11 protein-coding genes are annotated in these 13,318 nt (G+C 50.4%); 6 read left to right on the top strand and 5 right to left on the bottom strand.

Features of this window, described 5'->3' with window-relative positions; all coding sequences use genetic code 11:
* Positions 1-1,175: 1,175 nt before the first annotated feature.
* Both ACN4EG_RS09105 and ACN4EG_RS09100 read right to left on the bottom strand, forming a co-directional pair.
* Positions 1,176-1,811, bottom strand: a complete 636-nt coding sequence (locus tag ACN4EG_RS09105; protein WP_431629030.1) for a hypothetical protein — start codon at positions 1,809-1,811, stop codon at positions 1,176-1,178.
* A 103-nt stretch (positions 1,812-1,914) separates the two neighbouring features.
* Positions 1,915-2,058 (bottom strand): hypothetical protein, encoded by a 144-nt coding sequence (locus tag ACN4EG_RS09100; RefSeq protein ID WP_431629029.1) that lies wholly within the window; start codon positions 2,056-2,058, stop codon positions 1,915-1,917.
* Positions 2,059-2,331: 273 nt separating this feature from the next.
* Here ACN4EG_RS09100 and dxs point away from each other — a divergent pair, with 273 nt between their 5' ends.
* The 5 genes from dxs (at position 2,332) to ACN4EG_RS09075 (ending at position 7,748) form a co-directional block, all read left to right on the top strand.
* On the top strand, positions 2,332-4,224 hold the full coding sequence (gene dxs, locus ACN4EG_RS09095; RefSeq protein ID WP_431629028.1) for a 1-deoxy-D-xylulose-5-phosphate synthase: 1,893 nt from the start codon (positions 2,332-2,334) through the stop codon (positions 4,222-4,224).
* Between the two features lie 185 nt (positions 4,225-4,409).
* On the top strand, positions 4,410-4,817 hold the full coding sequence (locus tag ACN4EG_RS09090; protein WP_431629027.1) for a hypothetical protein: 408 nt from the start codon (positions 4,410-4,412) through the stop codon (positions 4,815-4,817).
* Between the two features lie 310 nt (positions 4,818-5,127).
* Complete coding sequence (locus tag ACN4EG_RS09085; protein ID WP_431629026.1) at positions 5,128-5,952, top strand: trypsin-like serine peptidase; 825 nt, start codon at positions 5,128-5,130, stop codon at positions 5,950-5,952.
* Between the two features lie 75 nt (positions 5,953-6,027).
* The gene (locus ACN4EG_RS09080) at positions 6,028-6,417 is read left to right on the top strand and encodes a hypothetical protein (protein ID WP_431629025.1); all 390 of its coding nucleotides are present in this window, start codon (positions 6,028-6,030) and stop codon (positions 6,415-6,417) included.
* 254 nt (positions 6,418-6,671) lie between these two features.
* Positions 6,672-7,748 carry a PRC-barrel domain-containing protein gene (locus ACN4EG_RS09075; RefSeq protein WP_431629024.1) on the top strand — a complete coding sequence of 359 codons (1,077 nt, stop codon included), beginning with the start codon at positions 6,672-6,674 and terminating at the stop codon, positions 7,746-7,748.
* A gap of 127 nt (positions 7,749-7,875) precedes the next feature.
* Here ACN4EG_RS09075 and ftsH read toward each other — a convergent pair whose 3' ends face one another.
* The 3 genes from ftsH to petB all read right to left on the bottom strand — a co-directional run bounded on the left by ftsH (position 7,876) and on the right by petB (position 11,501).
* Positions 7,876-9,792, bottom strand: a complete 1,917-nt coding sequence (gene ftsH, locus ACN4EG_RS09070) for an ATP-dependent zinc metalloprotease FtsH (protein ID WP_431629023.1) — start codon at positions 9,790-9,792, stop codon at positions 7,876-7,878.
* A 407-nt stretch (positions 9,793-10,199) separates the two neighbouring features.
* Positions 10,200-10,679 carry a cytochrome b6-f complex subunit IV gene (gene petD, locus ACN4EG_RS09065; RefSeq protein ID WP_431629022.1) on the bottom strand — a complete coding sequence of 160 codons (480 nt, stop codon included), beginning with the start codon at positions 10,677-10,679 and terminating at the stop codon, positions 10,200-10,202.
* Between the two features lie 174 nt (positions 10,680-10,853).
* The gene (gene petB / locus ACN4EG_RS09060) at positions 10,854-11,501 is read right to left on the bottom strand and encodes a cytochrome b6 (RefSeq protein ID WP_190575858.1); all 648 of its coding nucleotides are present in this window, start codon (positions 11,499-11,501) and stop codon (positions 10,854-10,856) included.
* 474 nt (positions 11,502-11,975) lie between these two features.
* Here petB and ctpA point away from each other — a divergent pair, with 474 nt between their 5' ends.
* Positions 11,976-13,229, top strand: coding sequence for a carboxyl-terminal processing protease CtpA (gene ctpA, locus ACN4EG_RS09055; protein ID WP_431629021.1), 1,254 nt, complete (start codon positions 11,976-11,978; stop codon positions 13,227-13,229).
* Positions 13,230-13,318 lie beyond the last annotated feature (89 nt).

Raw genomic sequence — 13,318 nt, 5'->3', positions numbered from 1 at the left:
GGGGTAGGAGCGTAAAAGGGTAGGAGGGTGGGGGATGAAGAGGGGATATTATTTCTTGGCAAATCCCTAAGCTCTAGAGAAATTATTTTAGTTTTCAGTCCCCGGATGGCCGTACTCTGGGGACTGAAACGTTTGAACAGTTTCGCTTCCGTTCATGATTGCTTAAACCTGTCCGTTTCTGTTCATTCCCATGGTGTTGTAGGCAGTCATTATAAACCCTCATTTCCGTAAGCGTTAGAACTTAAGGAGATGAGGGTTTACGGTTTTGATCGATCTACTGAATCGATCGCTTCAATCGATCGCTGAACAATGTGTTCTAGGATTGATAGGTAGATACACTGATCTAATGACTGCACCATTGGTTGCAAAGATTTGAATAGAGTTTCCTCTGGTATAACCTGGGCAGTCAGCCAGTGGCTGTCTATGGTGCCTTAGAAGTTTGAATTTGGTATGTCTCCTTCCGTCTTCTGTATGCGGGAACGTACTAGCGTTGTGACGAACTAGATTGATTAAAGCAACGCCACGAGCAAAAGGAAGAGAATCATCGCGATCGTAGACTGAGCAAAAACAGAGCGTTCGGTATTATCTTGCAAAGCTACTGGCTTAAACATACTGGCACCTCTGGAGCGTATAAATGGAGCGGATAGGTAAATGAGGCTGTTGGTCAGGAAATCAAGCTTTCGGATCAACATGCTGTGATAATGACTTGACTCCTTCTAACCGGGATCTTCCCTTTGGGCAAATCACTTTCCGGACAACTCTATCTTAAGAAAAATAGCGTGAATTGTATGTGATAACTGTCTTAAGTTCTAGTGATATTTGGGTAAACCCGAGATGATCGATCTCAACGTTTTATAGGGTCACTATGTCCCAAACCCAGGCTATTTCCAGAAATTTGCTCTTTTTATCAATTGGCTGACCTTAAGAAAAATAGGGTCTGAAGACTTCTGAGATTTTTTTTGTGGTCATCGTTTGATAGCATTCCGCTGGAGTAGTCGTAATTTTTTGAAGGACGACCTGAGAGACAACCTGAGAAGTAGCTCACAACGATCGTGAAACCTGAGAAGCAACAACCTCAATTCATTTCGTCAAAAGGGACGCCAGTGGAGATCACATTAGCATCCCTCATAACATAGGCCAAACATAGGCCAAAACATGCATTTAGAAATATGCATTTAGAAACGCTGAGGAATCACATTCGTCGTGGGACTCGGTGTTGGAGTCGGCATGATCACTGGTGCAGGGGAGATGGGCGTCGGCACCGTAATGGAAGGGGTTGCTTGACTCGGCCCTAAAACAGAGTCCAACGGAACGAGTTGCAGATCCCTAGGCCGATCGCTGGCATTGAGGCAAACATCCAGTCCTTCGCGGGTTGAAAGCTTTAGGGGATCTCGGCTCAGCCCCGTCACACATTCTCCAAAACGGGTCGGCAATAAACTCTTGCGGCAGGATTCCAAGACATCCGGCATAGGAGCCTGCTTATCTTGGAAATGAATATCGGTGACACATTCGGCCAACTCTAAGGGTCGCCGAACTCGCCGACAGGCCGATAGCGCTGCATCCGCCCCCAAGGTTGCTTGGGTGACCCGCTCTACACAGCGGCCCAGGTCAACGGGATGGAGGTCTTGGGCACAGGCAATCCCGGCGACTTCGCGATCAACCCCTGCTTTCACCACAGTCTTGGCACAGGTTTCGTAGGTATTGGCCATCGCAGGTTGCCCCGGCCCCATGCCAATGCCCAAGCCGGAGATAACTAGGAGGCCCAGACTGAGCCTGGATAGACCACGATTGAAGATTTGAAGCTTCAGCATAGATAAAATGCGATCGCACAGTACAAGATACGGTCAGAAATTACGGCGATCGAACCTAGAAATTGCCCCCGATCTCCCCCAATCTTTTTTCAGATTCTACGATTTAGCAGGACTTCTCATAGCGCTTGATGCTAGCGGGGACGTGATCATCCTTCGGGAGGGAAATTTGCAGGGCTTTGGTAAAAGCCTGAGCACGATAGCCATAACTCTTTCGCCATCTTTGCACATCTTCATCAAATTGACTCAAACCGTTGCGAAATGCATCGCAGAAAGCTGAATGCGACCATTTGATGAACTACAGTGAAAAAAGTTAAAGTTACACCTTCGACTTGTAGCGATCGATCCCTGCCTTTGACTCAGCGGACAAACCTAACCTGCAACGGAGACAATGGATCCCGCGATCGCTATAAGCTGAATGCTATACAGACATGCTATGCAGACAGTCTGTGAACGACAGGCGGCCTAGTAAAGCTACCTGTTAAATCGCCAATCCACTTAGCGTACAACCGAAGGATACCCCATGCATCTGAGTGACATAACCCACCCTAACCAGTTGCACGGTCTGTCAATTAAGGAGCTTCAAGATATTGCTCGTCAGATTCGTGAAAAGCATCTCCAGACAGTCGCTGCCAGTGGGGGACACCTCGGACCCGGCCTTGGTGTTGTTGAATTGACTCTGGCTCTCTACCAAACTCTAGATCTAGATAAGGACAAGGTGGTTTGGGATGTTGGCCACCAAGCCTATCCCCACAAACTGATCACGGGTCGCTACCACGATTTCCATACCCTGCGCCAAAAGGATGGCATTGCGGGTTATCTCAAGCGGGGTGAAAGTAAGTTTGACCATTTCGGCGCGGGTCACGCTTCCACCAGCATTTCCGCTGCCCTAGGGATGGCTCTTGCCCGGGATGCCAAAGGGGAAAATTTTAAATGCGTAGCCGTGATTGGTGATGGATCCCTAACTGGCGGGATGGCGCTGGAAGCAATCAACCACGCGGGGCACCTGCCCAAGACTAAGCTGTTGGTGGTCTTGAACGACAATGAAATGTCCATTTCCCCCAACGTCGGTGCCATTCCCCGCTACCTCAACAAGATTCGCCTCAGCCCTCCCATGCAGTTCCTCAGCGACAACCTAGAGGAACAAATTCGCAACCTGCCCTTCTCGCCCGAATTGAACCGGGTCAAAGAAGGGATGAAGCGGCTGGCAGTCTCCAAAGTGGGGGCCGTTTTTGAAGAATTGGGCTTTACCTACATTGGCCCGGTGGATGGTCATAATCTGGAAGAGCTGATTAAAACCTTCCGGGAGGCCCACAAGCATCCCGGCCCAGTGCTGGTGCATGTTTCCACCACTAAGGGCAAGGGCTATGAAATTGCTGAAAAGGATCAGGTCGGTTATCACGCTCAGAATCCCTTTAACTTGGCCACTGGGAAAGCGATTCCTTCTAGCAAACCCAAGCCTCCCAGCTACTCCAAAGTGTTTGGGGAAACCCTGTCCACCTTGGCGGAAAATGATCCTCGGATTATTGGAATTACTGCAGCGATGGCCACGGGGACGGGGCTGGATATTTTCCAGAAGCGGGTTCCTAAGCAATACGTGGATGTAGGCATTGCAGAACAGCATGCTGTGACCTTGGCGGCAGGCTTGGCTTGCGAGGGGATGCGTCCGATCGCGACGATCTATTCCACCTTCCTGCAACGGGCCTTTGACCAAATCATCCATGATGTTTGCATCCAAAACCTACCTGTCTTTTTTTGTATGGATCGGGCGGGAATCGTGGGTTCCGACGGCCCTACGCACCAAGGGATGTATGACATCTCCTACCTGCGTTGCATTCCCAACATGGTGATGATGGCTCCGAAGGATGAAGCGGAGTTGCAGCGGATGTTGGTGACGGGGATTAACTACACCGATGGCCCGATCTCCATGCGCTATCCTCGGGGCAACGGCTACGGCGTCCCGCTGATGGAAGAAGGTTGGGAACCGTTGGAAATCGGTAAGGGTGAAATTCTGCGCCATGGCGATGACATTTTGCTGCTGGCCTACGGTTCCATGGTTTATCCCAGCCTGCAAACGGCGGAAATCCTGCACGAGCACGGCATCGAAGCAACGGTGGTAAATGCTCGATTCGCTAAGCCATTGGATACGGAGTTGATTCTGCCGCTGGCTCAGAAAATTGGTCGGGTCATTACCTTTGAGGAAGGTTGCTTGCCCGGTGGATTTGGCTCTGCGGTAGTGGAAGCGCTGATGGATGCGGAGATAGCGGTTCCTGTTACCCGGATTGGGGTGCCCGATCTCTTGGTGGAACATGCCACACCTGATCAGTCCAAGGCAGAGTTAGGGCTGACGCCACCGCAGATGGCCGATCGCATCCTCAAGATTGTGCAGCCTGTTCCGTCTAAAGTTAGCGTGTAATCCTATCTGTTCCCCGTTTGGCCTAGGGGACGATCGCAGGGCTAACATGCCGTATGGGATTTCTGGCTGCGATCGCCCCCTCAATCCATCGAATATAGGCGTCATGCTGATGTCAACTCATTGAGCTAAGGGGAGCGGATCGCTCTCCTTTTTCATTTGCAGGGTTTTACGGAGGAATTTTGTTGATGGAGCAACCGTTGGTCTATAAAGCCTTTCGCTATTTGTGCTGGCTCCAGATTGCATTGGTGGGTCTCTTGATTGCGATCGCGATCGCCACTATTTCTTTTAAAGCCACCTCTGGATTTTGGCTCGGTTTTCAAGAACAGTTGGTCAATCAGACTCCAGCCAAATCGTTAGCGGCCTATCGCCCCTACCATGCAGGCTATTTCACAGGGCGACTGCTTGCGGGTTTGATTCCTACTGCGTTAGCGCTCTTCTTTGCGTCAAAAGGGAAATGGGTGGCGGTTGTTGTCTGTTTTGTTCTAGAAGTGCTGCTGTCCTTCAATTTGGTTGCCTTGATCGGTTTGGGAATTGTCTTTTTGCCCGATTTCAAACGCTACTTAGCTCACCTCAAAGCATCGGCGATCGATTAAGGACAAGTTTTAGGGAGAGAACGCAAGGCTGCTGGAATGAGGCTGCTGGCAGAAATTTATTGAGGGATGAAAACTCCCTTGTTGTTATCGCATGGCATTCCAGAAACTGGGGACAATTTGAGCAGAGATCCGTTCAGAAGCTGTTGAACCGTGGAAAACACCTTGTGTTAGCCAGATCAACGCTCTGCCATGGAAGTTTCATAGCTCACTAAAACTGGAAAATTTACCTAGTTGTGTCATGTCAATTCAACCAATTTCAAAAGCGCTATTGCTTATAGGGCTAAGCAGTACCTCGATCGGGTTAGGGACAATGTTCTTTCCGCAATCTAGCCATGCCCAAACCCAGGAACCCATTCCTAACAAACCTCCGATCGGTGTAATTGGCCAAGACGATCGGGTAACGCCTTCCTACAGTTGGATGAAGCGTAATAAGCGAAAAGCTGTAGGGCAATTGGAAATTCAAAAAGCAGACGGACAATTCTATAGCTGCACCTTTACGGTCGTAGGGACTAATCTGGGATTAACTAATACCCATTGTCTTTTGGATGATGAGGGAAATGGGCCACTGCAAGTCAAAGCCTATGCTATTTCCCACGGTAGTCGCTACTACAAGGCTGCCAATGTGGATGTTTTTTGGACGGGACTCGACTTTTCCCCGAAAACGGTTGGCGATTATCGGCGGGATTGGGCGATCGTTCGGTTTAATCGCAGCCTTGGCAAATCTACCGGATGGTTTGGCCAAACCAACTGGTCTACAGACATTAACCAAGCAGGACTGACTGCGGTGGGTAAGAAAGTCAATCTAATTGGTTATTCAGGGGACTGGCCAACGGCGGAGAAAGCACAACTGGGGGATATCAAAGGTCAAACTCCCGGTGCCCATTTCAATTGCAATTTTCTGTCGGTGGACATTGGTCTGATCATCCATGACTGTGATGGGACCCCAGGGTCTTCTGGAACCGGAATTCACACCCGCAATCGCAAACTGCAAGGCATGCAAGTTGCAACTGTTTTCGATCCTAAAACTCAAATTACGTTGTTTAGTCTGGCGGTGCCGATCGATCGTTTCATGCCTGCGATCGAAACCTTGCGGAAAACCAAAGGTGCAGGGTCAACGATCGTCCCTCGGGTTTAACGCGGAAAAACTTCACTTAGCATTCATCGCATCAGTTTATCCACACCCAAATGCTTCAAGGATAAAAGACTAGCTATGCATCAGAAACAAGTTGTTTTAGGAAGTGTTGCGATCGTGTTGTTCGGGGCCGCCGTATCTTGGGGCATTACGAGCCGCGCTAATTCACAGCCCAATCAAGAGGCTCTTTGCGAAATGGAAACCGCATCAGGGCAAACCGTAGATCTCTCTAAAATTTGTGGCAAGTCCTCCAGTGCGGCACCTCGCTATAAATTGGATCCGAATGCGCCTGCACAAATCATTATGATTGGCAAAGATAAACCCTCCGAACTTTGGAACACCGTGCCGGATTTACCCACCCCGCCCAAAATGGGTAAAACCTACGAACAGGGTAAAGTCAGCCAGCCTAGGATGATGCCAGAAACCCCGGAAGTGGAAGGCGAAGATCTAGAAGATTTATCTGAGTAGACAGATCTGGCTCTGAAACTTCCCCCTAGCAGTCCGCTTTTTTCTAGCGGTCATTCCTGGAAAATTGCCCTGTATGGCCAGCAGACGGTTTATGCAGGGCAGTTGTCATTGATGCCCTCAACCTCCCCAAGATTCATCCCTTCTCCACCGCGACCTCAGCGTATCGGAAACCCGCACCCGACTCCACAACGCCACGCCGATCGTGATTTGGTAAACTTAAGCAGAATTCATCCACGTAGGATTCGAGATTAGTAATGTCAGCAGAATTTCGCCAACGCACCGATCTCCTGGGCACCCAAGTCATTACCCGCGACACGGGGAAAAAGCTAGGTGTCGTGAGTCAACTTTGGGTCGATATTGATAGCCAGGAAGTGGTTGCGCTGAGTCTGCGACCGAGCTTGTTCTACGGCACGCCCCAACCGATGATGCTGAGCAGCATTCGGCAAATTGGGGATGTCATCCTGGTGGATGATGAGAATGTGATTGAAGACATTGACGTTGAACAGTTCAATAGCCTGATTAACTGCGAAGTGATTACCGAAACCGGGGAAGTCCTGGGTAAGGTGCGGGGCTATAAGTTCGATATCGACAACGGCAAACTGGAGTCCCTCACGATCGCCTCCCTGGGGTTTCCGCTGATTCCTGACCAAGTGGTGAGCACCTTTGAAATCGGTGTGACGGAAATTGTCAGCAGCGGCCCCGATCGGCTGATTGTCTATGAAGGAGCCGAAGAACGCCTGAATCAGATGACCGTTGGGGTCTTGGAACGCCTCGGTCTAGGTAAAGCGCCCTGGGAAAAGGATGAACTCTATGCGCCGCCCAGTCCTGTGCGCATTGAAAATCAGTTGCCCTCTGGTCAGCGAGTTCCCTTGGAAGCGCCACCTCTCCGCCGTCCCCAGGTGGAAACTGTGGAAGAAACTTGGGATGAAGATAACTGGGAACGCCAGCCAGAACCCTTGGAATTGCGGCAACCGCCCCAAGCCCGTCAGCAAGCGCGGTACCTGGAGAATGAGCCTGCGGATAACTGGACGAACGCAACCACCCACGATCGCTACGAGGAACCCTACAACGAAGACGATATTGCCGACGACTATGAAGATGTCGAATTTGCGGAAGTCGTAGAGGAAGTGGTAGACGCGACCCCCATCGTGGAATCAAAACCAATTGTGGAAACGAAACCAACGGATGCAGCCAATGGGTCGATCGCTGCGACCCCCGACCTAGAAGAAACATCGGCGGAAGATCCCTGGACGGATCCCGAAGCCACAGAATACAAACCTCAAGCGCTGAATATTCCTGACAAGGTGAAGCAGCCTGAATACGAAGAGTAATTGAGGCAAGGTAGAGTCAGCCAGTAGATATACGACATAAATTTATGGATTGATCAACAGAAGGGAGATTCATTCGTGAATCTCCCTTCTGTTGATCAACAATGCGCTGACTCACTCGATGGGGAGTCTAGACAGAAATCATGACTTCTTCCGTTTTGGCTTGATACGCCTCAACCACTTGGCGGAATTCCTCCCCTTCCAGCATTTCCTTCTCCAAGAGCAGGTCTACTAGGCGATCCAGCAACGATCGGTTTTCCAAGAGAATTCGTTTCGCTTCCTCCAAACATTGCTGGGCAATTTCTCGAACTTTGCGATCGATCTGGGTGGCCACTTCTTCGGAATAGTCTGTTCGGGTGAGATTACCGCCCCGTGTAGCATACACATCGCCCGATCCTTCCAGGGCCACCAGTCCCATTTCCGTCATGCCGTAGCGCGTCACCATCTCCCGTGCTGCACTTGCCACATAACGGATATCGCTGCTGGCTCCAGCGGTGACTTCATCATGGCCAAAAACAATTTCCTCCGCTGCCCGCCCGCCTAGGGTCAGGATAATTTGATCCATCATCCAAGCTTTGGTGTACAAGCCGCTGTCTACCATGTCTTCGTTGAATGCCTGCTGGGCAAACCCACCAATCCCGCCCGATCGCGGAATGATCGTCACCTTGTTCAATGGATCAGATCGCTTCAATAAGGTCATCAATAACGCATGGCCAACTTCATGGTAGGCAATCAAACGCTTCTTCTTGCTATCGAGCAATGGGGTCAGCGTTAGACCGATCGTCAGGCGATCGATCGCGTCTTCCACCTCTTCCATGGTCATGGCTTCCTTGCGTCGCCGTGCCGTCAAAATGGCCGCTTCGTTCAGCAAGTTTGCCAAATCTGCACCGGAAAAACCAGGGGTTCGACGGGCGATCGCCTCTAGGGAAACCTCTTCTTCAATCTTTTTGTTGCGGGCGTGGACTTCCAAAATGCCCAAGCGACCTTTAAACGTGGGCAGATCCACCGTGACCTGGCGATCGAAGCGCCCCGGACGCAGCAGGGCTTGATCCAAGACATCGGCTCGGTTAGTGGCAGCGATGATAATCACGCCGGAATTGCCTTCAAAGCCATCCATTTCCGTTAGCAATTGGTTCAGCGTTTGCTCGCGCTCGTCGTTGCCGCCGCCGTAGCCAACACTGCGCTGCCGACCGACCGCATCAATCTCGTCAATAAAGACAATGCAGGGGGCATTTTCCTTGGCTTTTTTGAACAGATCCCGCACACGGGAGGCCCCAACCCCGACGAACATTTCTACAAATTCCGAACCAGACATGCTGAAGAAAGGCACGCCCGCTTCTCCCGCGATCGCCTTGGCCAACAAGGTTTTCCCAGTTCCAGGCGGCCCAACCAGCAACACGCCCTTGGGAATGCGAGCTCCCACAGCGGTAAACTTCTCCGGCTTACGCAAAAATGTGACAACCTCTTGCAATTCTTCCTTCGCTTCTTCAATGCCTGCGACATCGTCAAATACGACGCCGGTTTTGGCCTCCATTTGGAAGCGGGCACGGGACTTGCCAAAGCTCATGGCTTGACCGGGGCCACCGGGGCCATTAGCCGATCGCCGGATGACAAACATGACCGCTGAAATCAATAACAAAAAGGCCAGTAGCTGGATCATGATGCTGATCAGGGCGCTATTATCCGCCGATCGCTCCACGCTCCAGGCCACTTTTTGGTCATTTAGCAGGTTGATCAGTTCGTCGTTCCGTTCGAGCAACTGCACTTCAACGGGCTGATCTTTCTTCGGCGCATCCTTTAAATACACCTTCGCCACTTGTTGGGTGGGATCAATTTTGACCTGCTCCACTTTATCTTTGCGGATGCGATCGAAGAGATCCCCATAGTTCAAGGGACTTTGACGCTGTTGGGCAAGGACAGGGCTAGCCAGCAAAACAGTTTGTGAGATGGCCAGTCCCATCAAGAATTTCACAATTCCCGCCGATCGAAAGGGCGATCGGGGATGGGTGGGTCGTTGCTGGTGGGGCTTCCCTAAAGAACGTTTCATGCCTTGTCTCATGCCTAGCCTATCGAAATCAGGTGCTATTGGAGTTCGAAACAGTCTACAGAACAAATACTGAGCGGTGTATTCTCTCTAGTCTACCCTCCCAAAATTCAGATCGGGGGGCACTTTTGTGCTTTTACTCTTCTGGAGTCACTTTTGGGCTTCTAAACTTGTTCTTCTACACTTTTGTGCTTTTACACGGCTAGTCAATCCCGTACCGGAGATTCCCATCACAACTCCGCAAAAATGTGAGAAAAAAATATCGTCTGGATAACCATAACAGTCATCCAGACGATGAAATGAAACTAGGCCAAGATTTCTTCTAAGGAAAATATCTTTAGACGGAACCTATCAGCAAACCTAAGGTTACTGAAAACCTAAGATTGCTTACAGACCCAAGGTCAGTTTGCTTACAGACCTAAGGTCAGTGCCTTGTCCACAGGGAAGATTGCGCCAGCACCCAAGTACATGGACACTGCGGTTCCAATGAGAAACACTGCCATTGCCACTGGGCGACGGAAGGGGTTTTGGAACTTGTTCACACTTTCAATGAAGGGAACCGTAATCATTCCTAGGGGGACAGACGACATCAACACAACGCCCAGGAGCTTGTTAGGAACGAGACGCAGAATGTTGAAAACAGGGTACAAGTACCACTCGGGCAGAATTTCCAAGGGCGTTGCGAAGGGATTAGCCGGTTCACCCACTAATGCAGGATCTAGAACGGCTAGACCTACACATAGGGCGATCGTACCCAAAATCACAACCGGAAAGATGTAAAGCAGATCGTTGGGCCATGCGGGTTCACCGTAGTAGTTGTGACCCATACCCTTCGCTAGCTTCGCACGCAATACGGGATCAGTCAGATCCGGTTTTTTTAAAGTTGCCATTGCGAAAAGGCTCTCCTCAAAATCTGGAAGTCGGCAGACAGATAGTTTTTAGTTGTCTCGATTAAGATTCGGGCAGGATTGAACAACGGTATGATCCAGCGCCCGGAAAGTTTTTCCTTTGGATACGACCATACCAGTTCATTCCAAGCCCTGTAAAGCAGACTCACCAGCGATTTATAGAGGGCCGGAAATGCCTTGCTTCCGAATCATCAAGAAGTGAATCAGCATGAAGACGGCGATCAGCCAAGGCAGCACAAACGTGTGAGCACTGTAGTAGCGAGTCAGGGTTGCTTGACCAACGCTGGCACCACCCCGCAGCAGATCGGCAATCAGGGTGCCTACAACGGGAATCGCTTCGGGTACACCAGACACGATCTTAACTGCCCAGTAGCCAACTTGGTCCCAAGGCAGGGAGTAACCGGTCACACCAAAGGAAACGGTGATGACAGAAAGAATCACGCCACTGACCCAGGTCAACTCACGGGGTTTCTTGAAACCACCCGTTAGGTACACCCGGAAAACGTGCAGAATCATCATCAGCACCATCATGCTGGCAGACCAACGGTGGATGGAGCGAATCAACCAGCCAAAGTTGACTTCGTTCATGATGTACTGAACGGAGCTAAACGCTTCAGCTACGGTGGGTTTGTAGTAAAAAGTCATTGCAAATCCAGTGGCAAACTGGATTAAAAAGCAAGTCAGCGTGATTCCACCCAGGCAGTAGAAAATATTCACGTGGGGCGGCACGTACTTGCTGGTTACGTCGTCAGCGAGCGCCTGGATCTCTAAGCGCTCCTCGAACCAGTCGTACACGTTTGCCATAGTCGAGAGCGTTCCTAAAAATGATTGCTGTTCATAAAAAATGTAACACACCTTAACCCCCAAGGATCCCTATGTGGGCGGGATGGCTGCTGTCTTGCCGCCAAGGAGCGGACTTGGCAATGGGAAGCGAATAGGCTAATTTATTAAGAAGTATGAAGTTTCTCAGAAATTTTGGACTGAAGAAACCGTTCCCAAGCAATGCAGCAAACTCCCGGTTGAACCGTTGAGTTAAGTTGAGTTCACTGGATTGATAACACTGAACGGATAGGACTTAGCGAAATTCCCCTGAGTGCCCTCGGTTCGCTGCTTAAATCGGTTCGCTGCTTAAATCGGTTCGCTGCTTAAATTTGTCGGTCACTCTAAAGCGTGCCTCACTCGATGGGAAGGATCTTGATCTGTTAAGTTCTGTGTCAATCCTTCGATCGTAACGGCAGGGTAGGCAGAAGGTTCGGTTACCGTTTACTATCGAAAGCTATGGGAAGATATGCTGCTTGGTCTCGATCATTGATTGTTTCGCTGCTGTCCGTTGTGGTGTCGGTGTTGGCCTTTGCAGGTTCAGCCCAGGCGTTAAGTGATGAGCAACGGTTCATTAATGAGGTTTGGCGGGTCATCGATCGGGCCTATGTGGATGCCAGCTTTAACCATCAGAATTGGTGGGCGGTGCGAGAAAAGTTTTTGAAAAAAGCCCCAGAGCAACGTTCACAAACCTACGTTGTCGTGCAGGAAATGCTGGGGCTGCTTGGAGATCCTTTTACCCGTATCATGCAACCGGAGCAGTACCGTAGCTTGCAGACCAGTACCTCGGGGGAACTCACCGGAGTCGGCTTACAGATTTCCCTAGATACTGAAACGCAGCAACTCAAAGTGATTGCACCCATTGCGGGTTCCCCCGCTGCTAAGGCAGGCATTCAACCCACAGACGCCATTTTAGAAATTGATGGCATTTCGACTCAGGGCTTGAGCTTGGATGAGGCTGCGGGGCGGATGCGAGGCAATATGGGCAGCGTGGTTACCCTCAAGGTGCAGCATGGGAATGAGCCCGTTAAAGATTACAACCTTGTCCGCGATCGTATTGAGTTAAATCCCGTTGTCGCTGACCTACGAACCCAGTCCAACGGTCAGAAGAGTGGTTATATCCGTCTAACCCAGTTCAATGCCAATGCTGCAACGGAAGTGGCCCAAGCCATCAAGCATCTGGAAAATCAAGGGGCGAGTAGCTATATTCTGGATTTGCGCAATAATCCAGGGGGGCTCTTGCAGGCAGGTATTGAGATTGCCAAGCAGTGGATTGACAATGGCACGATCGTATATACGGTGAATCGCCAAGGTACTCTGGGCAGTTTTGAAGCAGCGGGCAAGGCACTCACGCAAGCGCCCCTCGTGGTTTTGGTGAACCAAGGAACGGCTAGTGCTAGCGAAATTCTTGCTGGCGCGTTGCAAGACAATGGTCGGGCGATCATTTTAGGGGAGAAAACTTTTGGAAAGGGTTTAATTCAATCCCTGTTCAATCTCTCTGACGGATCGGGACTAGCGGTAACGGTGGCTAAGTACGAAACACCGAACCATCGCGATATCAACAAGCTGGGGATTATCCCCGATCGGGTGGTTCCCTTTCAACCGACCTCCCCTGAACAACTAGGTACCGAGATAGATCAACAATATCGTGCGGCGCTGGATACCTTGCAATCTCGATCGCTCTTGGCAGGGGTTCCTGAAGAGATTCATTAACTGCGTTATTCCGGGTGAATGCTGAAAGCCCATGCATTTCAACCGGGGGAGGTTGTTAATGGTCGATTACTTTGAGCAATTAACGTGAC

The organism is Alkalinema pantanalense CENA528 (assembly GCF_050753345.1).
Taxonomy (GTDB): Bacteria; Cyanobacteriota; Cyanobacteriia; order Leptolyngbyales; family Leptolyngbyaceae; genus Alkalinema; species Alkalinema pantanalense.
The sequence above is the reverse complement of the archived record's forward strand: the minus strand, read 5'-3'. Positions and strand labels throughout refer to the sequence as shown.

What these genes read in the sequence shown, in the direction of transcription:
- ACN4EG_RS09105 (WP_431629030.1), bottom strand. Translation starts at nt 1,811, where the DNA reads ATGCTGAAGCTTCAAATCTTCAATCGTGGTCTATCCAGGCTCAGTCTG.
- dxs (WP_431629028.1), top strand. Translation starts at nt 2,332, where the DNA reads ATGCATCTGAGTGACATAACCCACCCTAACCAGTTGCACGGTCTGTCA.
- ACN4EG_RS09090 (WP_431629027.1), top strand. Translation starts at nt 4,410, where the DNA reads ATGGAGCAACCGTTGGTCTATAAAGCCTTTCGCTATTTGTGCTGGCTC.
- ACN4EG_RS09085 (WP_431629026.1), top strand. Translation starts at nt 5,128, where the DNA reads ATGTTCTTTCCGCAATCTAGCCATGCCCAAACCCAGGAACCCATTCCT.
- ACN4EG_RS09080 (WP_431629025.1), top strand. Translation starts at nt 6,028, where the DNA reads ATGCATCAGAAACAAGTTGTTTTAGGAAGTGTTGCGATCGTGTTGTTC.
- ACN4EG_RS09075 (WP_431629024.1), top strand. Translation starts at nt 6,672, where the DNA reads ATGTCAGCAGAATTTCGCCAACGCACCGATCTCCTGGGCACCCAAGTC.
- ftsH (WP_431629023.1), bottom strand. Translation starts at nt 9,792, where the DNA reads ATGAAACGTTCTTTAGGGAAGCCCCACCAGCAACGACCCACCCATCCC.
- petD (WP_431629022.1), bottom strand. Translation starts at nt 10,679, where the DNA reads ATGGCAACTTTAAAAAAACCGGATCTGACTGATCCCGTATTGCGTGCG.
- petB (WP_190575858.1), bottom strand. Translation starts at nt 11,501, where the DNA reads ATGGCAAACGTGTACGACTGGTTCGAGGAGCGCTTAGAGATCCAGGCG.
- ctpA (WP_431629021.1), top strand. Translation starts at nt 11,976, where the DNA reads ATGGGAAGATATGCTGCTTGGTCTCGATCATTGATTGTTTCGCTGCTG.